This window comes from Lutibacter sp., assembly GCF_013041805.1.
Classification (GTDB): Bacteria; Bacteroidota; Bacteroidia; order Flavobacteriales; family Flavobacteriaceae; genus Lutibacter.
In genome coordinates this window covers 46,395-70,777 of record NZ_JABDRI010000074.1, presented here as the reverse complement: position 1 = coordinate 70,777, position 24,383 = coordinate 46,395, and the positions used below count along the sequence as shown (strand labels likewise).

General features: G+C 30.2%; 14 protein-coding genes. 6 read left to right on the top strand and 8 right to left on the bottom strand.

What is annotated here, in order from left to right:
* Positions 1-38 precede the first annotated feature (38 nt).
* Positions 39-2,243, top strand: coding sequence for an amino acid permease (locus HKP59_RS09425; protein ID WP_363289116.1), 2,205 nt, complete (start codon positions 39-41; stop codon positions 2,241-2,243).
* 157 nt (positions 2,244-2,400) lie between these two features.
* On the opposite strand, the gene HKP59_RS09420 is transcribed toward HKP59_RS09425, so the two are convergent.
* From HKP59_RS09420 to HKP59_RS09410, 3 genes are all read right to left on the bottom strand, one after another.
* Entirely contained in the window at positions 2,401-3,642 is a 1,242-nt protein-coding gene (locus tag HKP59_RS09420) for an Nramp family divalent metal transporter (RefSeq protein ID WP_291806098.1), read from the bottom strand.
* A 32-nt stretch (positions 3,643-3,674) separates the two neighbouring features.
* Positions 3,675-6,698, bottom strand: a complete 3,024-nt coding sequence (locus tag HKP59_RS09415) for a hypothetical protein (protein ID WP_291806097.1) — start codon at positions 6,696-6,698, stop codon at positions 3,675-3,677.
* A 155-nt stretch (positions 6,699-6,853) separates the two neighbouring features.
* On the bottom strand, positions 6,854-8,311 hold the full coding sequence (locus HKP59_RS09410; RefSeq protein ID WP_291806096.1) for a transporter substrate-binding domain-containing protein: 1,458 nt from the start codon (positions 8,309-8,311) through the stop codon (positions 6,854-6,856).
* Between the two features lie 200 nt (positions 8,312-8,511).
* Between HKP59_RS09410 and HKP59_RS09405 the strand changes: the two genes are divergently transcribed.
* The 5 genes from HKP59_RS09405 (at position 8,512) to HKP59_RS09385 (ending at position 16,912) form a co-directional block, all read left to right on the top strand.
* Positions 8,512-9,195: a TetR/AcrR family transcriptional regulator gene (locus HKP59_RS09405; RefSeq protein ID WP_291806094.1), complete on the top strand. Its 684-nt coding sequence runs from the start codon at positions 8,512-8,514 to the stop codon at positions 9,193-9,195.
* Positions 9,185-10,852: an ATP-binding cassette domain-containing protein gene (locus HKP59_RS09400; RefSeq protein ID WP_291806092.1), complete on the top strand. Its 1,668-nt coding sequence runs from the start codon at positions 9,185-9,187 to the stop codon at positions 10,850-10,852. The genes HKP59_RS09405 and HKP59_RS09400 overlap by 11 nt, the downstream gene beginning before the upstream one ends.
* 3 nt (positions 10,853-10,855) lie before the next feature.
* Positions 10,856-12,217, top strand: a complete 1,362-nt coding sequence (locus HKP59_RS09395) for a biotin/lipoyl-binding protein (protein ID WP_291806089.1) — start codon at positions 10,856-10,858, stop codon at positions 12,215-12,217.
* The gene (locus HKP59_RS09390; RefSeq protein WP_291806086.1) at positions 12,217-13,611 is read left to right on the top strand and encodes a TolC family protein; all 1,395 of its coding nucleotides are present in this window, start codon (positions 12,217-12,219) and stop codon (positions 13,609-13,611) included. Before HKP59_RS09395 ends, HKP59_RS09390 begins: the two co-directional genes overlap by 1 nt.
* A 163-nt stretch (positions 13,612-13,774) precedes the next feature.
* Positions 13,775-16,912: a glycosyl hydrolase gene (locus HKP59_RS09385; RefSeq protein WP_291806082.1), complete on the top strand. Its 3,138-nt coding sequence runs from the start codon at positions 13,775-13,777 to the stop codon at positions 16,910-16,912.
* Between the two features lie 81 nt (positions 16,913-16,993).
* Here HKP59_RS09385 and HKP59_RS09380 read toward each other — a convergent pair whose 3' ends face one another.
* The 5 genes from HKP59_RS09380 to HKP59_RS09360 form a co-directional block, all read right to left on the bottom strand.
* The gene (locus HKP59_RS09380; RefSeq protein WP_291806080.1) at positions 16,994-18,193 is read right to left on the bottom strand and encodes a toll/interleukin-1 receptor domain-containing protein; all 1,200 of its coding nucleotides are present in this window, start codon (positions 18,191-18,193) and stop codon (positions 16,994-16,996) included.
* 88 nt (positions 18,194-18,281) lie between these two features.
* A complete protein-coding gene (locus tag HKP59_RS09375; protein ID WP_291806077.1) occupies positions 18,282-20,504 on the bottom strand; it encodes a caspase family protein in 2,223 nt (740 codons plus the stop codon).
* A gap of 5 nt (positions 20,505-20,509) precedes the next feature.
* Entirely contained in the window at positions 20,510-21,073 is a 564-nt protein-coding gene (locus HKP59_RS09370) for a hypothetical protein (protein ID WP_291806075.1), read from the bottom strand.
* Positions 21,074-21,108: 35 nt separating this feature from the next.
* A complete protein-coding gene (locus tag HKP59_RS09365; protein ID WP_291806073.1) occupies positions 21,109-23,109 on the bottom strand; it encodes a tetratricopeptide repeat protein in 2,001 nt (666 codons plus the stop codon).
* 290 nt (positions 23,110-23,399) lie between these two features.
* A complete protein-coding gene (locus tag HKP59_RS09360) occupies positions 23,400-24,317 on the bottom strand; it encodes an EamA family transporter (RefSeq protein WP_291806071.1) in 918 nt (305 codons plus the stop codon).
* Between the last annotated feature and the right edge of the window lie 66 nt (positions 24,318-24,383).

Here is a 24,383-nt window from a genome sequence, read left to right as displayed (position 1 = left end):
TTATAGGACGCAACAGTTCAAAATTATCTATTTTAGATGTGCTAAATATTTTTTTAATGGCCATTAGTAAAAAATTCGGAACATTCGCAGGTGTATTTACACCTTCCATCTTAACTATTTTAGGAGTTATTTTATATATGCGCTTAGGTTGGGTTGTTGGAAATGCAGGGCTTTTTGGAACAATTATGATAATTCTTTTAGCTCATGTAATTGCAATTTCAACAGGTCTAAGTGTTTCTTCAGTTGCAACAGATAAAAAAATTGGTGCAGGAGGTGTTTATTATGTACTTTCAAGAAGTATGGGAATTCCAATTGGTGGATCTATTGGAATTGCTTTGTATATCGGTACTGCATTTTCAATCTCTTTGTATTTAATAGGTTTTTCCGAAAGTTTAAACGAATATTTTGATTTTGGAATGGGAATTAATGATATTAGATTAACTGGTACTATTGCACTTGTTTCTATTACAACACTTGCATTAATTAGTACTTCAATTGCTATAAAATCTCAATTTTTTATTTTAGCTGCCATTGTTGCTTCATTAGTTTCTATATTTATTGGAAACGGTTCTTTTGAACCAGAGACTATTATAACACTTGCATCTAAAGAAACCGTAAATTTAGAAATTGTTTTTGCTATATTTTTTCCAGCAGTTACAGGTTTTACAGCCGGTATAGCTATGAGTGGCGATTTAAAAGATCCAAACAAATCAATACCTATAGGTACTTTATTAGCTATTGGAGTTGGTTTAATAATTTATATTTCCCTAGCCGTTTTTCTTTATTTCAATGTTAGCTCTGAAGTATTGAAAACAGATTATAATATTTTAATGAAAATAGCTTTCTTTGCTCCTGCTGTTGTTGCCGGAATTTGGGGAGCTACATTGTCTTCGGCTTTAGGAGGTATTTTAGGTGGTCCAAGAATACTACAAGCTATGTCTGTTGATAAAGTAACTCCCAAAATATTTAGAAAAGGTAAAGGGGTAAACAATGAACCTGTTAATGCATTATTATTGGTTTTTATTATTGCTGAAGCTGGTATCTTAATAGGTGAACTAGATATTATTGCACGTATTGTTTCAATGTTTTATTTAGCTGCTTATGGCTTTATTAATATTTCTTATTTTTTAGAAAGTTGGGCAAATCCTGATTTTCAACCCACTTTTAAAATAAAAAGTTGGATTGGCTTACTTGGGTTTATAGCTTGTTTTGCGGTAATGTTTAAACTAGACATGCTTGCAATGATAGCCGCTTTTATTATTATAGCAAGTCTATATATATGGTTACAACGTAAAGAAGTTAAATTGCAATCAAATGATGTTTGGCAAAGTGTTTGGGAAAATGTTGTGAATAAAGGATTAAAAAAAATTGACTCGATTGAAGTTGATGAAAAATCAAATTGGAATCCTAATATTATTTTATTTAGTGGTGAAAGTGATCATCAATCCTATTTATTACAATTAGGTAAAACCTTATCTGGCAGAACAGGAATTGTAACAAACTTTAAACTAATTTTAGATACAAAAAATGACACTCCATTAAAAAAGACAGATCAAATTGTACGAGATGATACTTTTGTTGAATTAGGTATTTTTGCAAGACAAATTAAAGTGAAAAATATTTATGATGGAATAACCAACATTGCCACAACCTATGGTTTTTCTGGTGTTGAACCAAATACTATTATGATGGGTTGGCCAAAAGGGTTGGAAAACTCTACTGAATATTTTAAAATGACAGAAACGCTTTTACACTTAGATTATAATCTGTTATATTTAGATTTTGACAGAAAATCAAAATTTGGAAATTATAAAACTGTAGATTTTTGGTGGAGAGAAACTGATAGTAAAAATGCTGAAATGATGCTTAACATAGCACGTTTTATTATAGCATCACCTCGTTGGAACAACACTAATATTAGAGTTCTTTTTGTAAATAATAACAACATTAATAAAGATTTAATTTATTCTAAAATTTATAAACTCGTTGAAGATTTAAGAGTAATTGTAGATATTGTTATAATTAATAATGCTGTGGAACAAAAACCATTTTATACAATCATTGAAGAATACTCCGGCAAAACAAATTTAACTGTTGTAGGAATTCCTAATTATCAAATTGAAAAACAAGCAGAGTTTGTATTAAAAACAAATAACTTATTTGAATCTATTGGCTCTACACTTTTGGTAAAAGCAGCTAATAATTTTAATATACTGGAATTGGATTTTATTAAAGAGACATAATTCGTTTTCAAAAAAATTATAATTTTTCTTAATTTTTTAAAGGGTTTTATTAAGTAAATATTAATTAAATTCGCTATTCATGTCTCAAAGCGCTTCAATACACGATGCTTTAACTATTAATTTTATATAAAATTAAATAAGTTACGTTAAAATTACATCAAAAATAATCTCCAATCTTAATGAATAATAAATAAACAAATAATAGTAAAATAAGTACAAGTACTATATTTGTAAATAAACTATTATTGTTTTTTTTTACCCATTTTATTCTTGTATTCATAATCAGTAGCATTATAGCTAAGAAAGGCATGAAAAATGCTCCACTTATTGAGTATAATATGATTATCCATACAGGTTTAGCTAAAAATAATAATACCAACGGAATTGTAGACATATAAACTAAATATAGTATGTATAACTTACTTTTATTAACTTTAGTTAAATTATCAATTGATAAAATTGACTTATTTTTTTTTCTTTTTGATATAATATAATCATGAAATAAATATGGAACTCCATCCCAAACACCTAATAATGAAGAAAATACCGCACCCCAAAAACCAATAAGAAATATCCACCTTCCAATAATACCGCTAGTTTCCCCCAATTTATTAGCAAGACCAATAACAATTTTATTGCCAGACATTACTTCTGGATCTACACTTGCTGATAGTATTAAAATTGCTGAACCAAATAATGCTGTTAAGATATATGCAAACCTGAGGTCTTTTCTAGCTTTCGGCAAATCTGAGGCCTTAGTCCAACATTTTTCTTTCAACCAATAACTATAACACAATACAGTTAAACTCCCTCCTATGCCTCCAACAACTCCCAAAAGTAATTTAATAGAACCTATTGGGATCGTAGGAATTACAAACGAAGGCAAAATAGTTACCCAATCAATATCCATTAAAAAGGTATTTATAATTATAGTTATAAACATTACTGAAATAAAAAATTTCATAACATTTTCAAGAAATCCATAATTACCAAACCCTACTAAAATAAGTCCTGCCATTGAATGTATAATTCCCCATGTTTGTATTGAAAGTGAAGGGAAAATAGTATGTGCTACCAAACCACAAGCGGCAATTAAAGCCCCAGCCACTATAAATGTCCAAAGAAAAAGATAAGTAACATAATAATACCCAACTATAGGATGAAATTTAGACAACCAGCCTTGTACTATTGTTGTACCATTACTTAGTTGCCAACGAGCAATTCCTTCATTTAATACATATTTAAAAATAGCTCCTAAAGTTACCACCCATAAAATGACTGTACCAAATTTAGCACCTGCCACTGTTGCTGCAACCATATCTCCGGCACCTATTCCTGTTGCAGCTACCAAAAATCCAGGTCCTATTTGGTTTGTTATTTTTTTTAGAGATGAAATCATTTTTACAAGCTGAATAATGGGCTACTTACAATCTATTCTAGTATTTTTTTTATTTCATTAAATTTAATTGATAATTCTTCAAAACGTTTTTCTACTTCCATTCCTGGGAGTTGGTCTGCTTTATCATTCATTCTATATAAATATAAAATTTGATCATTTAATTTTGGTTGTGGATATACTTCATCCACTGTTTTTAACAATTTAAATGCTCCCTCAATTTTCTTTATTCTATCTTGTTGATTATTACTTTCTTTTAAACTTTTTAATTCATTTTCAAGAAACACTACTAATTTTTGAGATTCAGTAACAAGATTGCTAATTTTATGTTGCATATCTACTTGACTAGTAATATCTTCCTTTGAGACCCCGCTTTCCACAGTTCTAGGATCTATTAACAACTCAAAATTTTGTTCAAGCACCTCATTATCAATAGTTAATTTCACAGTATAAACACCGGGGGCTGCAATTGGGCCATTTTTATATCTTCTATTAATTTCCTTTTGCCACGGGCCTATATGTCTCATATCCCATTCAAAACGATTCAAACCATAATTTGTACTCAACGTTTTATTAACTAAATATAAAACTTCATTTGTATTCATATCTTCTAAAATTTTATCCGGCAATTTTTGTTTAATACTATCACTAACATAAGAAGCAACAATTTTATTACTGGCATTTAGAATATCTAATTTTATCCTATTTTTATTTCCTTTTGGTATATAATAATCAATAGTAACGCTTGGTTGCTTATAAATAGGAAAAGTTGTCTCTGAATTACGTATTTTTGGATAACGGTATCGTATTGTATTGTCAGGTTTAAATAACCATGGGGTAGTATCTAATATGTTAATTTGAGATTGCCTTAACGTAGTTATATTATCTAAAATCCAAAAAGATCGCCCCATAGTACTTAAAATAAGGTCGCCTCTAAAGATTTTAATATCTGTAACTGGGGTAACTGGTAAATTTTGTTGAAAAGATTTCCATGAATTACCATCATCAAATGAAATGAATAGCCCATATTCTGTTCCAACATATAACAAGCCTGATCTTATAGGATCTTCACGTAATACACGTGAAGTATAATCTAAAGGAATGCCATTGGTTGCCGTAGACATTAATTGCCACGTTTTACCATAATCGTTTGTTTTATAAATATATGGTTTTGTATCACCTAATAAATGTCTATCGACTACAACATAGGCTTTGGCAGGGTTAAAATGAGAAGGTTCTATTGATTCTACTCGTCCGCCTTTTGGCATTTTCTTTGGTGTTACATTTGCCCAAGTTTTTCCCCCATCTTTAGTTACAGATACAACACCATCATTTGACCCCGTCCAAATTAATCCTTCCTGAAGCTTTGATTCTCTTATAGAATATAGCGTACTGTAATATTCTTCACCTGTAATATCTCGTGTAATTGGGCTTCCAGAAATCACCTGCTTGTCCGCTTCAAATGCTGTTAAATCTGAAGAAATTGTCTCCCAAATAAGCCCATCGTTTTTGGTTTTATGCAAAAACTGCGATCCGTGATATACTACATCTGAATTATGTGGAGATACATGAATTGGTGCAACTCTCTGAAATCTATATTTTAAGTCTTTAGGATTATGCCCATAAATATTAGTTGCTCCTACTGAATATTCTTTTTCAACTCCAGTTAACTTATTAAAAACCCCAAATCGACCTTTACAATTTACATAAACAATATTATGATTTCCAGGCTTTGGCACTGCAGGACCTGTTTCGCAACCTCCTGTATTTATAATCCAGCCAACTCCTGTATTTTGAATAGCGCTAGGCGCAAAACTGGGTACAGCTATTGTAGTATAGTTATCTTGTTGTCCAGCGTATAGCCAGTATGGGTATTGATCATCAACTTCAACTTGATAAAGTTCAGCGGTAGGTTGGTTAAATTGAGTAGACCATGATTTACCTCCATTATGAGTAACATTTGCTCCTCCATCATTTGCTTGAATAAATAAATCGGAATTATTAGGGTTTATCCAAATATCATGATTATCACCGTGAGGAGGATGAACTTTTATCCAAGTTTTACCACCATTGATAGATTTCAACATCGGATTTGCCATTGAATAAACTATGTCAGAATTATTTGGATCAACTTCAACATTTACATAATAGAAAGGTCTATTTATAAGACCTTTTTCACTTGAAACCTGCTCAAACGATTTACCTTGGTTTTCCGACTTATACAAGCCTCCTTCTTTTCCTGGAGCTTCAATTATTGCATAAACTATACTAGAATTAGTTTGTGAAACAGCTAAATCTATTTTGCCAATTAGGTCTTGAGGTAAGCCTTTATTTAGTTTTTCCCAAGTTTCACCTCCATTTACAGATTTATAGATACCACCTTCTTCATTAGTGCCTCCAGAAATAATTGTCCATGGAGTTCGTTTTGCTTTCCATGCAGCTGCATATATAATAGTTGGATTTCCTGGCAAAAGCTCTAAATCTGAAAAGCCCACTTCATTTGAAATAAATAGTACTTTTTCCCAATTTTCACCTCCATCAATAGTTTTATAAATACCTCTTTCACTATTCGCTTTAAATGCGTTTCCTATTGCTGCAACCCATACAATATTATGATTTGTAGGATCTATTTCTACAGCACCAATCTGCCCAACATTGTGTAATCCAATATGCTCCCAAGTTTTTCCAGCATCTATAGATTTATACATGCCTTTTCCACTAATGACATTACTTCTTAATCCATCCGAACCTGTACCTACATAAACAATATTTGGGTCGTTTACCGCCACTTGGATAGCTCCTATTGAAGGTGTTTTAAAATACCCATCAGACACGTTTTCCCAAGATATTCCATAATCATTAGATTTCCATACGCCCCCACCGGATGCACCCAAATAGAACGTGCCCGGAAGTAATGGTGTACCTGTAACAGTTGTAACTCTTCCGCCTCTAGCGGGGCCCACTGTTCTATATTTTAAGGCTTTAAAATCTTGAGCAACTAATACACTTGAAAAGAATAATGTGAAAAGTAAATAAACTGAAAAAATATGGATCTTCATATTTGAATAAATAATGGTTAGTTAATTATCAAACTTACGAAAAAAAACAAACCAATTTCATATAATTTCAGAAATGAAATATTTTAGATAAAACTTGAGATTTTTGAATGACACAATAGAGTATCAATATTTAAAGTAACGCTGCTTAGAATAAACTATTTTTCAGAAATAAACTGTTTATAGTGTTGATACCTCTCATAAATTTGATTCACATAAGTTACTGGTTCAAAACCTCTTACATAGCCATATTTTATGAATTTTTTGTTGTAATTTTTAGGAAAACGTAAAGCCAAAAGCATTTGATCTACACTATCTTCCCAAACTAATGGATTTAAGCCATTGGCATCTGCTAAAAGCTGAGCATCCCTAACATGACCGTATCCACAATTAAAAGCTGCCAATGTAAATTTTGTTCTATCAACTTCATTGGTTATATCTGTAAATCGCTCATAAATTTGATTTAAATACGTTGTACCACCTCTAATACTTTCTATTGGGTCTGTTGGGTCATTTATACCCAAATCTTTTGCCGTAGCCGGCATTACCTGCATCAATCCTCTGGCTCCTGCCCAAGATTCTGCTTTTGGATCAAATTTTGATTCCTGATATACTTGTGATGCTAACAAGCGCCAATCCCAACCCAATATTTTTGTGAATTTTTTAATTAAATCATCAAACTGACTAATTTGATTGTTTGTTAAGCTATAGTAATCACTTTTAACCCTTCTATTAAAGAAACGTTTGTTCTTAAAATATTTGTTATAAATAACATGGTAATCCGTTTTTTTTCTTTGAGATATTATCCACTTATTAAGCACAGACCTTAACTTTGTAGATTTTTTTCTTGTGACCCAAGCAATGCGTTGTGAAAAAGAAATAGGAACATCAATTTTTAAAATAGGATTATTAGATGCATTTATTTTGGCCAAGTTTTCATCAGCAATTGTGTATTTGATTTTGCCATCAACCACCATATCAATAATTTCTCCTGTTGATAATTTACTGTCTAGCGTATCAATATAAATGTCTCCTCCAATTTCATTAGAAAAACTCAATATGCGCTCATAATAAGCAGAGTTCTTTCTAATGGAAATAGTTTCTCCAATTAAATCAATGGGATCATCAATCATTTGTTTTTGCAAAGCACTCCAGGAAATTTTTCTGAAATTATCTGGTTTCTTTTGAACTAGAACTTGCTTTGTAAGGTATAAATACTCAGTAAAATCCACTTCCCATTTACGTTGGTTTGTAATGGTCATTCCATGAGCAATTATATCTACATCTCCTCTATTTAAAACTTCAAATTGTGAATCTAAATCGGTTGAAATGATTATTTCTAATTTTAAGTTCAAATGTTTTGATAAGCGCTGTAAAAGCTCATATTCAAAACCCATAGGTTGACCTTTGTATAAAAAATAACTTGTACTGCTATAAACAACTAGAGCCTTTAGCACTCCATCTTTTTTGATATCATCTAAATCCCTATCAACAGAATTTGCTACTATTGGATTTATAATAAAGTCATTAGCAACTGACTTTTTTGCATCTTTACATGAAACTAAATTCAATACTAAAAATACGATAAGTAATTGTATGAATTTATTTTTAATCATAAGCTTCTAAATATAACGGAATTATTTATTCTTTCAAAAAATTTCACCAATTTTGAAGAAGAAACTAAACAACTAGCTGAACTATCAAAAATTACTTACAGTTATGTTATTTCTAATTCAAAGTAACTATTTTATTAAATAAAAGTTAAAATTTCATTATTAATAGTAATACTATTATATTTGCAATTATATTCGCACTTATGAAAAATTTAATTTCAAATCTGAAAATCATCGTTCCAGAGGAAATCTTTTTAAAAGACCCTGAGACTTCTGAACTAGGAAAAAAAATAATAGAGAACAGCATTGTGCTCATTGCTGAAATTGGCTTTGAAGATTTCAACTTTAAAAAGTTAGGACAACGTATAAAATCGAATGAAAGTTCAATTTATAGGTATTTTGAAAGTAAGCATAAATTACTTCTTTATATAACCTCTTGGTATTGGGCTTGGATAGAATATCAACTTGTGCTAGAGACATATAGCATACATAATTCAAGAGAAAAATTAATTAAGGCCATTGAAGTTGTTACAAGAACTGCAAAGCAAGACACTAATTTTGGTCATATTAACGAAATATTATTGAATGAAATTGTTATCAATGAAAATTCAAAATCGTACCTAACAAAGAATGTTGATATAGAAAATAAAGACGGTTATTTTATTTCGTATAAACGGGTAGTTACGAGGCTTTCTGAAATAATTTTAGTATTTAATCCTAATTATAAATTTGCATTGAGTTTGGCAAGTACTATTGTTGAGAGTTCACTCCATCAACAATTTATTAAAATTCATTTTAAATCAATTACTAATTGTAATGACACGTTAACACCTACTGATTATTTTACAGATGTTGCGTTAAAAATATTATCATCTAATGGAAAGTAAAACATTAACGCCTTGGAAACGTTTCATAGGCTTATTAAAAATAGAACGCAAAGATATTTATCAAATAGGCTCCTATGCTATATTAGAAGGAATTGTAGCATTATCACTTCCTTTAGGTATTCAAACAATTATAAATTTATTACAAGGAGCTCAAATATCTGCTTCTTGGATTATTTTAATTTTGCTTGTTACAGCAGGTGTTACATTTGCTGGTATATTAAAATTAATGCAAATGCGTATTATTGAAACCATACAGCAACGCATATTTACAAGAGCCTCTATAGAACTAAGCTACCGTTTTCCAAAAATAAAAATGAGTGAACTCCGCAATTTCTATCTTCCTGAACTTGCAAATCGATTTTTTGATACCTTAACTATACAAAAAGGTTTATCTAAAATTTTAATTGATGTTCCCTCTGCTTTTCTACAAATTATATTCGCGCTTCTTCTACTGTCATTTTATCATCCATTTTTTATCATTTTTGGATTGTTACTGCTACTTTTAATATATGTAGTATTTAAATATACAGCCCAAAAAGGACTAGACACAAGTTTAAAAGAGTCTAAAAATAAATATAAAGTTGCCCATTGGTTGCAAGAAGTTTCACGTGCAGTTATTAGCTTTAAACTATCTGGAAGAACAGATTTAGCGTTGAAAAAAACTGATATCCTGGTTGAAGAATATTTGGAATCAAGAGAAAATCATTTTAAAATATTAGTGTTGCAATTTGCACAAATGATTGGTTTTAAAGTACTTATTACCGCAGGGTTGTTATTAATCGGTGGATTTTTAGTGTTAGATCAGCGAATGAACATTGGACAATTTGTTGCAGCTGAAATTATCATTTTATTAGTGATAAATTCTGTTGAAAAACTAATTCTAGGTCTTGAATCTTTTTATGATGTGTTAACTTCTATTGAAAAACTTGGACAAGTTATAGATAAACCTATTGAGCCTCAAAATGGTGAAATTTTAGAAACAAATAGTGACCTAACAATTGATTTACAAAATGTTTCTTATGGAGTTCATGATAAAAGTGATTTAATCTTAAATGATATTTCGTTACTAATTGAACCAAAAGATAAGATTCTAATTCAAGGGGAAAATGGTTCTGGTAAATCTAGTCTATTACAACTTATCGCTGGACTTATTAAATCAACTGGTGGATACATATATGTAAATAACCTTTCAATTAATAGTCTTTTAGTTAATGAATATCGTTCAAAACTAGGATTATCTCTTTCTGACGAGACTCCGTTTGAAGGAACTATTAGGGAAAATGTTACTTTTGGTGATAAAACTATCTCTGATGAATTTATTTTCGAAGTTTTTGAAAATATTGGTTTAACTGACTTTATAAAGAAGCAATCTATGGGATTAAATACAACATTGCATCCTGAAGGCAAAAAAATTGGGGACACTACTGCAAAGAAAATTGTATTAGCAAGAGCAATTCTAAAAAGCCCTAAGCTATTAATCCTAGAAGATCCTTTAGATCAATTTCATAGTGCTGAAGAGAAAAAAATTATGACTTTTTTAACAGATGAAAGAAGACCTTGGAGTTTAATTATAGTTAGTAATAATGACAATTGGAAAAGCAGGTGCAACAAACATATTATGCTTAGTAAAGGTCAAATAGTAAAACGTAATAAGTAAGCTATGTTAAATATTTCGAATAATAGAGTTTCTGAATTTATTGATTTAACAAAATTTAAATCGGGAAAAGAAATTTTCAATAAAGAATATCATAAAAATTTTAGAAAAGTACTAGTGTTTTTTTCTTTAAGCTTATTTGTGATACTTTTTTTACCATGGACTCAAAACATAACTAGCGATGGAAATGTAACCACGCTAAAACCAAATCACAGACCGCAAACATTGCAATCACAGATTCCAGGAAGAATTGAACAATGGCTGGTTCAAGAAGGTGATTTTGTTAAAAAAGGAGATACTATCCTTCGAATTTCTGAGGTAAAGAGTGATTATTTTGATGAAAGATTGGCTGAACGAACTGGAGATCAACTAAGTGTGAAATCATCTTCTGTAATAGCTTATCAAAATAAGGTTACAGCGCTTACAAATCAAATTGCAGCGTTAAAACAAGAGAGAAGTTTAAAACTTCAGCAAGCTGAAAATAAACTAATGCAAGCCAAGTTGAAAGTTGAAAGCGATAGTATGGATTTAAAAGCTACTAAATTAAATGCTGAAATTGCTAAAATACAGTTTGACAGAACATTAGCTCTTCAAGTTGAAGGCTTAAAAGCTGTAAAAGATGTTGAAGAAAAACGTTCTAAATTACAAGAAGCTGATGCTAAGTTCATTTCTCAAGAGAATAAATATTTGAGTACTAAAAATGAAGTTTTAAATAGTCAATTGATTATTACTACAATTAGTGCCACCTATGGCGATAAAATTGCAAAGGCACAAAGCGACCTATATACAGCTCAATCAAGTGGTTTTGATACGGAAGCTGAAGTTTCAAAATTAGAGACAAATTTGGCGAATTACAAAAAACGAAGCAGCCTAATGTATGTAACTGCCCCTCAAGATGGTTATATTAATAAAGCTATAAAATCTGGTATTGGAGAAGTTTTTAAAGAAGGTGAACAATTAGTTAGTATTATGCCTGCAAATTATGAATTAGCAGTTGAAATGTACGTACGCCCCATAGATTTACCATTAATTCATATTGGTGAAAATGTGAGGGTTCAATTTGATGGTTGGCCAGCAATTGTGTTTAGCGGTTGGCCAAATGTATCTTATGGAACTTATGGAGCTAAAGTTATAGCTATTGAAAATTTTATAAGCAATAATGGTAAATATCGTGTCTTATTAGCTCCCAATAAAGATGATGTTGAATGGCCTATCGCAATTCGAGTAGGATCAGGTGCGAAAACTATTGCTTTGCTAGAAAATGTTCCTATTTGGTTTGAATTGTGGCGTCAAATTAACAGCTTCCCTCCTAACTTCTATCAGCCTATGGATACAATTGGAGATAAAAAAGCTAAAGAAAAAAAATAATGAGAGTATACAGCAACATCATATTTTTATTAATATCTTTTCTAGGTTTTAGTCAAGACAATTCAAATTCTCTTGGCCTAGAAGAATATTTGGGCTATGTAAAAAAGTTCCATCCAATTGTAAAGCAAGCACAACTAATTACAAGTGAAGGTGAAGCTAAATTGCTTAAATCTCGTGGAGCATTTGACCCTAAGTTAGAAGTCGATTTTGCGAATAAAAAATTTAAAAACTCAACCTATTATGATAAATTAAATGCGACATTTAAAATTCCTACGTGGTACGGTATAGAACTAAAAGCTAACTATGAAAATAATGAAGGAACGTACTTAAATCCTGAATTTAATACGCCTGAAGATGGGCTATATACCGCGGGTATTTCAGTATCATTAGCAAAGGGTTTATTAATTAATAAAAGGATGGCTACCTTAAAACAAGCTAATTTATACACAAACCAAGCTGAAGCCAAACAAAAGTTAATAATCAATGAAATTTTGTTTGAAGCAATTTCAGGTTATTTTAATTGGTTAAAAGGGTATCAAGAAAAGTTAGTTTTTGAAGGATATCTAGTGAATGCTGAAAATAGACTCAATATTGTTAGAAAAAGTTACTTAGCTGGAGACAAACCTGCGGTGGATACACTTGAAGCAAGCATTAACCTAAAAAACAGAAAATTAGATCTTGAAAAAGCATCTATAAAGTATATTAAATCAAAATTAGAGCTTTCTAACTATTTATGGCTAGAAGATAATTTACCTTTGGAATTAGAACAAGATATTGTCCCAGATGCCAATACAATTAATACTATTGACCTTGTTTTAAATAGTTCTGTTTTAAACATTGAAAATGATGATTTCATACAAAATCATCCTAAAATAAAAGAGCTTCAATTTAAACAAGAAAGTTTACTAATTGAAAAACGATTAAAATTAAACAACCTATTACCTAAAATTGATGTAGAGTATAATTTTTTATCCACTGATTACGAAAATATAAACACCTTTAATACCGCAAATTATAAAAGTGGATTAAATATTAGTTTGCCTTTATTTTTAAGAAAAGAAAGAGGTGACCTCGCACTGGCAAAATTAAAGTTAAAGGATATTGCCTTTGATATTTCTGCCACAGAGGTCAGTTTAAAAAATAAAGTAAATGCAACAGTACAAGAGATTGATTCATACAGAAAACAATATCAAATACTTAAAAATTTAGTAATTAATTACAAACAATTGGTTACTAGTGAAGAACGTAAATTTAGCTTAGGTGAGGGTTCTCTATTTCTAATTAACTATCGTGAAGTAAAACTTATTGAAACTGAACTAAAAAGAATTGATGCTGAATTTAATATATTTATTAGTAAATCTAATTTATCAAGAGTCATAAATAATTTGTACTAAGAACTTAATAATACTATTAAACATGTTTCTGATAGTTAATTTTAAAAATTAACTATACTGTCATTATATAAATAATCTGTATCAATTAGCCATATTTATATTTGTTTATCTCTATTTTCAATTTTAATGTATATTTGAAACAATTAATTCTTATATACATAAAATGAAAAAATTAGTATCATCTTTTATAGTTGCTTTTGTAGTACTTTCAAGTTTTGCACAAGAAGCTAACAAGTTTTTCAACCCTTTAAAATATCGGAATATAGGACCTTTTAGAGGCGGTAGATCTGTTACAGCTAGTGGCGTTATAAATGACCCGCTCACCTACTATATGGGTACAACAGGTGGTGGACTTTGGAAAACTGAAGATGCTGGTGTAAGTTGGAATAATATTTCTGATGGGTTTTTTAAAACGGGTTCTGTTGGTGCTGTAGCAGTTTCTGAGTCCAGTCCAAACATTGTGTATTGTGGAATGGGTGAACATGCGGTAAGAGGTGTCATGACATCATATGGAGATGGTGTATATAAATCTACAGATGCAGGAAAAACTTGGAAAAAAATTGGATTAGATAAAACACAACATATTTCAAGAATAGTAATTCATCCTACCAATCCAAATATTGTTTTTGTTTCGGCGCAAGGAGCTTTATATGGTCCAACAAAAGAGCGTGGAATTTATAAATCTATTGACGGAGGAGCAACTTGGAAAAATGTGCTATTTGTAAATGAACTAACCGGTGGTGTAGAACTATCAATGGATATGAATTACCCTGAAATCATGTATGCAGCAATGTGGGAACACCAACGTAAACCTTGGAAAATTATTAGCGGTGGTGAAGGTAGCGGACTTTATAAATCTGTTGATAGTGGTGAAAGTTGGTTTAAAATTCACGAGGGTTTACCAAAAGAGAAAGGTAAAATGGCTATTGCCGTAAGTCGTTCAAATTCAAATACCGTTTATGCACTTATTGAAAGTGATAGCAATAAAGATTTAGGAGGATTATTTGTTTCTACAAATAGCGGAATGAATTGGACTAGAGTGAGTGATGACAATCGTTTAACGCAAAGAGCGTGGTATTATACAGAGGTATTTGTTGATCCAACAAATGAAAATGTAGTGTATGTTTTAAGTGCATCAGCATTAAGATCAATTGATGGCGGTAAAAATTGGGAGTTACTAAGTGGTACTCACGGTGATTTCCATGATTTATGGATACATCCAAAAAATGCTAACAATATGGTTATTGCAGATGATGGTGGTGCTTTTATTTCTTTTAACAATGGTGAAAGTTGGTCTGGGCAATCAAATATGCCTACTGCACAATTTTATCGTGTAAATGCAGATAATTTATTTCCTTATAACTTATATGGCGGGCAGCAAGATAATTATTCTGTAAAAATAGCGAGTCTATCAGAAGGTAGAAGTAGCATTTCTACTCAAGATTGGACAGATTGTGCAGGTGGTGAAAGCGCTTTTTTAGCTTTTGATCCTGACAATCCTAGATATGTTATGGGTGGTAGTTATTTGGGCACAATAGAAGTACTAGATATGAAATCAAAGGCGAGTACTAATATTATGGCCGCTCCTATTCAATATTTAGGAAGAGAAGCTAGAAATATGAAATATCTCTACAATTGGAATGCGCCAATAATTAGATCTAAACATAACCCTAATACCTTTTATCACGGTGCTCAATTAGTTTTAAAAACAACTGATATGGGTGAAACTTGGGAAGAAATTTCACCAGATTTAACAAGAAATATAGATGAAAAACAAGGAAATGGTGGTGGGCCTTATACCAATGAAGCTGTTGGTGCAGAAAACTATGGAACGCTAAGCTATATTTTAGAGTCACCTTTTGAAAAAGGAATTATTTGGACAGGGAGTGATGATGGATTTGTATATATCTCTAAAGATGATGGTAAAAATTGGGTAAATGTTACACCAAAAGGACTTCAAGAATGTTTAATTAATTCTATTGAAGTATCTCCTCATAATCCAGGCACAGCTTATATTGCAACTACTCGTTACAAATTTAATGACTATACGCCTGCTATTTACAAAACTGAAAATTATGGTAAATCTTGGGTAAATATAAGTGCTGGAATTCCATATGGTTCTTTTACAAGAGTTGTTCGAGAAGATTCAGATAGAAAAGATTTACTTTTTGCAGGTACTGAAACAGGAATTTATATTTCTTGGAATGGAGGAAAATTTTGGGAGCCATTTCAATTAAATTTACCAGTTACACCAATTACCGATTTAATGGTGCATAAAGGAGATTTATTAGTTGCTACTTCAGGTAGATCATTTTGGATTTTAGACGACTTAGGACTTTTATCTCAATATCAAAAGGATACTACAAATAAACTTTACAAGCCTGAAGACACCTACTATGGATCTTGGAGAAGCCCTCTTAATTCAACTAATTCAAAATTTGATGGAACAGACCTTTTTGAAGGTGTGAATCCTGCAAATGGTGTTGTAATTTATTATAACCTTGAAAAACTATCTGATTCAGTTGAAATTTCATTAGATATAAAAAATGAAAAAGGCGAATTAATTAGAACTATAAGTTCCATAAAAAATAATACTTTTAAAAGGTATGCTGGCGGACCTTCTCCTGCTCCAACGCTTTCAAAAAATGAAGGCTTAAATAGATTTGTTTGGGATATGCGTTACCCAATGATGCCCGGAATTCCTGAAGTATATTTAGAAGCGAGTTACAGAGGACATAAAGTTACACCCGGATCTTATACAATTGATTTAAAAATAGAAGATGTAGTTTTAAACTCAAAAGTTCAAATAGTAGAAAATCCTAATTATGGTGTTCCAATGAATCAATACTACGTTTATGATACATTTATGACAGAAATGGAAAACTCTTTAACTGAAATGCATTTAACTGTGAATAAACTAAAAATTATTCAAGAAGAAGTTAAAAAAATTGTAACAAATTTAAAATTGAATGAAACGAATGGTAGTGAATTACTAGCTAATGGAAATAACTTATTAAAGAAATTAGTTACCTGGGACGAAGCAATGGTTCAACGAAAGTCTAAAGCTTACGATGATGTTGAAAATTTCCCTAATAAGTTTACTGCTGAATATTTATACCTTATTAACCAAACTGAGAGTGCTATTCCAAGGGTTAATAAATCATCAATAGATAGAAAAGCTGAATTAGATGCACAATGGATTCAGTTAAAAGAGGAAGCAACTACTTTGATAAATTCATCAATACCAGGCTATAATAAAAAACTTTGGGAAGCCGGTATTGGCGCACTAAAAATGGATTAAAATATTGTTTTAGTTTATACTTTAATATAAAAAGCGGAATAGTAAATATTTACTATTCCGCTTTTTATATCATTGATTTCTTTAAAAAGAGACTTGTATCCAATAGGCCGTTCCGCTCATTTGAACATCTATTACTTTAAAGACTTCGTCTTTGGATGTACTATGAATTTTATTTCCAAATCCTGGAGAACCATAAGGTCCTTTGTGAATGAATCGTTGCGTTCTTGCAAAAATTAAATCATTTACTTCTGGTGTAAATCCAGTCTCATCTTCAAAAATTGTGAAATATAATTCTCCATTTGATGCAGAAAACTGAACAAACCCAGTTTTCGTAAAATACCTATCTAACTCCGTTAACGCATTTTCATAAAAGATAGCGTTCTTTTTATATTTCATTAAATAATTTAAGATAGCCGTTGAAGTATTTTGTGAAACGGCAACATTGTACTCATTTTCCTCTTCTGCAACAGCTCTTAGCTCATTTAAAATTAAATTTATCTCATTGCTGTGCTCACAATTAGGAAAGTTCGCTAAATGAGTTTCATAATCTATTATTTCTATACTTTCACCTATTTTAGCATAATCCTCAGCATCAGTTATAACTGCTATAGGCTCAATGGGAATAACGTCTTCTTTATCTTTGTTATCAATTTCACCGCCCATTTGGGTCATAAAAAATGCACCTGCCGCAATCACTGCAACTCCGATACCATACAATAGTAAATTACTCTTTTTTTTAGAAGCAGTATCTTTAGGAAAAGACTCTTTTTTTTCTTCAATGTTCTTTTTATCTACAGTTTTAACTTGTTCTTTTTTTTCGTTAAAAGCTTTTTCAGGTTCCTTTTTTATCTCAATACCAGATTTGGGAGTAATAATATTTTGAGAATCAACAGGTTTAAGTGGTTTAACATCTAAAGTTGATAGCAAAAGCTTCATGCTGTTTTCTTCATTCAAATAATAATCAATATGCTGAATTCTTCTTAATCTGAATGGAACATCGCACTCTTCAATTTTTATAGGAATAACACGCTTTCTTTCTTCCAATGCATAAGAAATTTCATCCATTACATTTCCAGATTCTACAGAGTTTTTTGACATGATCAAAATCACATCTTGGCAAGTTTCTAAGGCTAACTCAATTGAAGCATCCCAATGACCACCAGGCCTTATTTGTTTATCTAGCCACAAAGTTGCGCCAGCTTCTCTTAAGCTTTGAGTGAATTTTGCTACAAAATCAGCATCCTTTCGAGAATAACTAATAAAAATAGTATTCGAAGACATAATAAAAAAATTTAGTTAGTAGTAGTATTTGTTTACTAATATAGTAAAATTTATTACATCATGATTAAATCATTTTATAATCAGCTATTTACATTAAGAAATGTTCATACAAAAACTTTATAAAATCATCTTCAGGATTATCGGTACTCATTAAAACTGTATAAGCCTTATATGCATTAGTATGCATTGATAATTTTTCTCTTATTCCTGACATTTTAGTAGCCTTCAAATAATATTCTTTTGACTTATCAAATTTTCTGGCGTATAAATATGCTTCGGCTAAAGTTGCAAACTGCCAAACATTTTTACTACTAGCTTCTGCGGCTTCAATGGCTTTATTTGCATATTTGAGCATATCATTTTCATTATGATACTTCACAAGACTTAAAAAAGCAAGATTGATTGCGTGATAATAAATTTGATCTAAATTATTTGCTTGAATGGCAAGCTCATACCCTTTCGTGTAATACTCAAATGATTTATCTCCATCTTCACTTGAATATGTATTCAAATATAATCGCTTATATCTTCCAGCAATTAAACCATAAAGGTCTGAATTATTCTTAGCTAGCGGATGACTTATTAAAATTTCTAAAGCTTCCTCTTTTCTATCGAGCCCTTCTAATGCAAAAACAAGCCGTTTTAATCCATTCGCATCAATTGAATTTACAACGGGTAATAACTTTTTAACAACGGTATTATATTTACCTAATGCTAAATTAATTTCCTCTTTATTTGTATATTCATTATAAAAATTATTCCCTGTTAATGTATTTACTATCAATAGATAACAATCATTAAACTCATCTTTAGGTTTAACCATAGATAAGTGATTACCATCAACCATTTCACAATAGTCATCCTCAAAAGGTTCAAAACAAGAATCAATAGCTACATACTCATCATTGGTAGCTGCGGCAACTTTTAATTCAAAAGGATAATCATTCTTAAATTCAGTATCCCAATTACTGCGCAAGGATTTAATAAAATCTCCATCACTGCTTAATTGTAAATATTTATTATCAAAAGTATTTGCTAATACATCTGGGTTAATTCCATTATTAGGGGAACCTATAAGTATTAAATGTGATATCTTATTTCTTAAATCTTCATCTAAGCTTAAAATGGCTTTTTGAGCTATTAAACCACCAAGGCTATGCGCTACAATGGCAAGTCTATCGTATTTATCAAATTTATACTTAAATGATTTTGCTAAAAATTTAGCGATTTTATCAATGTCTTTCGTTCCACCCCATATGTCTTTTCCAAATTCTGGATTTACATGTTGTGAAAAACCCAATGGCTTCATATCCCAACCATCCATTCTTTTATCATTCATCAATAATTCAGGGATAATACCAAAAGTATCAGCAGCCTCACCAGAAAAACCATGTATAAAAAGCAACAAATTATTGGACTTTTCATCTTGTCTATAAGAGGTAACAACTTCTTTTAATTCTTTACTAGAAACTTTATTTGGCTGTTCCCATTTTTCCACAGAAAGCTTTTCTCTAATTTTTTTCGGAACATAACTAAGGGTAAAGTTATCATACGCTTGCAAATTAGCATAAGGGTTCTGTTTTTTACCCACCATTTCAGCTAATCTTGGAACTTCCCATTGAATATAATCTAAAACTTCATAAATTCGAATAAATGGATCCCTAAATTCAGATTTATGTTTGCCTTGAAAAACATCTAATATACATTTTGTAAAGAAACTATTTTGACCCTCTGGTTGAAATGAGATTTGGTCTTCCCAGCACGAAGAAACGATGGTTACTCCACGCTCATTATCAATTTTTTGCCCCAGCCCATCTCTTATTTGAGAACTCTTTGGTCTTAATGAAGATTTACTTTTAACCTCTTTCGAGTTATGCAAATTGAAGCCTTGTGTTATTCCAGCTGCATGACAACAATCTAAGAAAAATATTAATCGCTTAGATTTTAACCCATCCAATTTATCCTTAACAGTCTTAGCACTTATCCAAGTTTCCTTAAATATTTCATCACTTTCATTGCTCATATCAGAAGGCTGAATGAAGTATTCATTAAATTCATATCCACCATGACCAGTATAGTACAAAAAAACAGAAGAGTCCTCATTAGTTATTTCTTGAAGTTTATCAAAAGCATCTAATATATGTTGTTTTGTAGATTCTTTTCCTGTTACTAAAATAATATTATTTGGATCGTAGCCTGAAAGATTTTCATCAATCAAAATATCATAAATAGCTTTTGCATCTATATATGTATTTAGTTCTGGATCTTCTACACCTATTATTAAAGCATACGCATTTTCTAACTTTTTCATGGAAATTATAATTTTAAATTACTGTATAACAATTTTACCTTATTGACTTGTGATTGTGTGATATTAGTAAAATTTGAGTTTGTTAATTGCAGTAAGGTTTGAAATAATTTTGCCTGTTGAAATGAAATAGCTTCAGCTTTCAATAATTCGTCTTTCAAATCTATATTAGTTTTATTTTGAGATGAAATATCATTTTCTTGCGCTTTTAGAATAATTCTATGGTTTAAACCATCTCTTATGTTCATCATTTGATGATATGGTGTTACCTCTTTAAAAGATGGTCTTTTCTCGCCAATTTTCATAGCTTGCTTCGCTATTAATCGAGGTGTTTGTTCCGTCAAATTTTCACCAATTGCTTCATCAATTTCTTGATCAAATTTTAATGAAATTCCAGTAGCAGTGGCGTCTATACCACTTAACTTATTCATTATATTTGAAAAATGTTTTCTGAAAATCCAAAAAATAATTAGCATGGTTATAGGCCAAATAATATGCCCTATAATACTACTAATAAATTCTAAAGTTGTCCATACTTCTTTAACCTCTTCGGTAGAATCTTGAAAAGCCATAAATTTGATTTAGTTAGTTAGTTTTTAAAAATTAGTTAATGCCAAAAGTTCAAAACATTTTTAAATCGGTCATCATTAAAATAGTCAACAAATATTGGGTCATTCATATATGAATTTGGTGTAAATAAATATCCATGAGCAACTGCTTGTGTTAAATGTTCAAATACTTTATTGTCTTCACGAATAGTTGCATAATACTGTGCTAAAGCATAATCAATAGTTCCAAATTGATAATCAGATTGTTGTAATCTAATTTTTTTAAGCGTTTCTTCAGACTCTTGATGTTGGTTATTTTTGAATTGAGAACTTGCAAGCTTAGAAAGTAACTCTGCATTTAAAGGATCTTTTTTTAATACTCTTTCAAAGTGATTTTTAGCTTTTTTAAAATTTTGATTATAAAAATAGGCTAATGCTAAATTTTCGTCATTCTGTTTAATACTAGCCGATTGAATCAATTTATTAAAATAAACTTCTGCCAGATCTATTGATTTTAGTAACAAATATTCATTCCCTATATACAGGTATAACTCTTGTATCTCAGAAAATTCTTTATATTCTAATTTTGAAATTAAGTCTTCAACTTCTTTATTTTCACCAGAACGAATGAGCGCTGAAAACAATGGTTTTTTTAATTGATTTTCATCCACCGTTTTATTAATTTCAGTCAGTAAATCAATAGCGTCATCATAATTACCTAATTCAATTTCTGATAATGCTTTTATATAAATTCTATCTTTACAAAAAGCACAATTTTCAATTTCCATTCCTTTAGTTGAAATTTCATTAAAAATAGCAATCACGTCTTCAGGTTTATTTACAAACTGCAATGCAATTGTCATATTACCTGAATTCGTTGACAAATCAAATGGAGTAATATCATATTCCTTTTTTGAGTAATAATAAACTTTATCGTTTTGACCTCGCAATAATGCCTCATACATATTTAGCAAATTTTGTTGTCTTAGGTTTGCAAACGATGTTGGATTAATTGTTTTTAACAAAGAATCTGATTTTTTAAAATCTCCTGTATTGAAATAATGTGCTACTCTTTCAACCTTCGGTTCAAAATAGTTAGAATCGGCTTCAATAGATTTATCGAGCAATTCAACATATTTTATAGGATCATCTATTGTCGCCTTTGCTTCATAAAGATATTTGTAAGCTTCAAATTTAGGAGGAGAGCCTGGTTGTAAATTCGCTTTTTTATTTTCTTCTGTTATTAAAAATCCTAAAATAAGTTGATTCAATTTTTCAATACATTCTAACGGTGATTTAGAATCACATTCTATTAATTTAAATGATATCAATTGCGTATCCTCAGCGCTATTTGTTATTGTTCCTTGAAACAATAATTTTTCGTTTTCTAAATAAAAATTTCCAGAAATAAGCTTACCTGCATTGAAATATTCATTAATTACACTCTTGTTGTCAATTGGAGCTGAAGAATCAGATGCATTATTTATTTGAAGTAAATAATTATCTATAATTTCAGGAGATATAACCTGACCTACATTATTTTCAGAGATGCCATGTATTATCCAATCTGAAGTCATTTTCCCGATAATATCATATTTTTCATCACCTGTATTATTCCCAAATCTAAGTACAGCTATTTTATCATTTAGATTATTTATTGACTCTTCTTTATCTGAAATTTTTGGTGTAGAAAAATTATTTTGAATAATCAGTAAAGCAGATAAAAATGATAAAACACTAATAATCCCCAAAATATAGAAGTACATTTTATGAAATGGACTATTTTTAAGTTCTACTTTAACTAAGTTACCTTCTTCATTTAATTTCTTATTTTTATAGTCTAAACCTACTAAGTGATAGCGCCAAACTAAAAATATATTAATTGGAAAACCAATTAATAATATAATTAGTAAATAGGTGACTGATTTTTTTGAAAGACCAAGAGGTTCCCACGTAACAGCTAAAACTTGAATAAGTACCCAACTAGAAACAATATAAATTGAAAGTTTTTTAAAAACTTCCTTATCATTACACTCTTTTAAAAAATTCTTTATATTCATTTAAATCAATTAAATAACTTATTTACTGCAATATAACAACTTGAAAAATTGGAATACTGAAAAATTTTCACTAATATAGTAAAATATTAACTAAAAAATATTTAAAATGTCAAAGCCAGAAAAAGAGACTATCAAGCCAAAAACAGGTATAACTATTAAACCAAAAACAGGTATTACAATTAAACCTAAGACAGGTATTACTATTAAACCTAAATAGTATTTCGAATTTATTAGAAGACAGATTTTTTAATCTGTCTTCTAACTTTTTAACCAATATTCTATCCAATTAATTATTTTCTAAATCTTGAGTAAATAACTAATTTTCTTTTTGTATTTATAAAATAAACACCAGTTAACAAAACTATGGCGGCAATAACAGATTGAATTGTAATTTGTTCTTTTAAAAAATACCAACCAAGCAAAAGAGCAATAATTGGATTTACATAAGTAGAAGTTGCTACCTTTTCAGGTGAAACTGTTTTTAGTAAATAGTTAAATGATGTAAATGCCACTATTCCACCAAATACAATCAGTAAAAACATTGAAAGTTGCACCTTACCACTCCAAACTGTTGGACTAGACCAAACTTCTCCAAAAGACAAGCTTACTATAAAAAGCATAATACCTCCTGTAAGCATTTGATAACCGGTATTTATAAAGTAATTTGATGGCAAATCAGCTTTAGAAACAAATAAACTTCCATAGCCCCAACTAAACATACAGGCGAATATCATTATAACTCCAAGCAAAGTTCCTTCTTTACTTATTATTTCTTTTTGACTTACCAAAAGAAAAACTCCTATTATACCCAAAATTACACCAATAACTGACATTAATTTTATTTTTTTTCCATCAAAAAAACGCATTAATAATAGGACCACTAAGGGCTGTGCTGAAATTTCTAAAGCTGCAAAACCGCTATCAACATATTTAAGAGCCCAAACTACTACTCCATTTCCAAATGTTAAAAACAAAAAACCTGCAACAGCAGTATTCGCTAATTGTTTTTTTGAAATTAAAAGATTTAGCCCCATAATTTTACCTATGATAAATATGAGAATTCCAGCAGAGATAAATCGAATAGATGCAAGCATAAAGGGCGGTAATTCACCAACAGCCACTTTATTCATTAAATAAGTAGACCCCCAAATAACATAAATTGCAAAAAAAGCTAAAATAATAAGAACTGTATTTTGAGGCTTATTCATTTTATATAAATTATATATTGTAATAAGTTTCAATATTAAGAAATATAAGTGGATTATTAGGAAAGC

Coding starts and splice junctions, on each gene's coding strand:
- HKP59_RS09405 (WP_291806094.1), top strand. CDS start 8,512: ATGAAAAATTTAATTTCAAATCTGAAAATCATCGTTCCAGAGGAAATC.
- HKP59_RS09365 (WP_291806073.1), bottom strand. CDS start 23,109: ATGAATATAAAGAATTTTTTAAAAGAGTGTAATGATAAGGAAGTTTTT.
- HKP59_RS09380 (WP_291806080.1), bottom strand. CDS start 18,193: ATGTCTTCGAATACTATTTTTATTAGTTATTCTCGAAAGGATGCTGAT.
- HKP59_RS09415 (WP_291806097.1), bottom strand. CDS start 6,698: ATGAAGATCCATATTTTTTCAGTTTATTTACTTTTCACATTATTCTTT.
- HKP59_RS09395 (WP_291806089.1), top strand. CDS start 10,856: ATGTTAAATATTTCGAATAATAGAGTTTCTGAATTTATTGATTTAACA.
- HKP59_RS09370 (WP_291806075.1), bottom strand. CDS start 21,073: ATGGCTTTTCAAGATTCTACCGAAGAGGTTAAAGAAGTATGGACAACT.
- HKP59_RS09375 (WP_291806077.1), bottom strand. CDS start 20,504: ATGAAAAAGTTAGAAAATGCGTATGCTTTAATAATAGGTGTAGAAGAT.
- HKP59_RS09420 (WP_291806098.1), bottom strand. CDS start 3,642: ATGATTTCATCTCTAAAAAAAATAACAAACCAAATAGGACCTGGATTT.
- HKP59_RS09385 (WP_291806082.1), top strand. CDS start 13,775: ATGAAAAAATTAGTATCATCTTTTATAGTTGCTTTTGTAGTACTTTCA.
- HKP59_RS09400 (WP_291806092.1), top strand. CDS start 9,185: ATGGAAAGTAAAACATTAACGCCTTGGAAACGTTTCATAGGCTTATTA.
- HKP59_RS09390 (WP_291806086.1), top strand. CDS start 12,217: ATGAGAGTATACAGCAACATCATATTTTTATTAATATCTTTTCTAGGT.
- HKP59_RS09360 (WP_291806071.1), bottom strand. CDS start 24,317: ATGAATAAGCCTCAAAATACAGTTCTTATTATTTTAGCTTTTTTTGCA.
- HKP59_RS09410 (WP_291806096.1), bottom strand. CDS start 8,311: ATGATTAAAAATAAATTCATACAATTACTTATCGTATTTTTAGTATTG.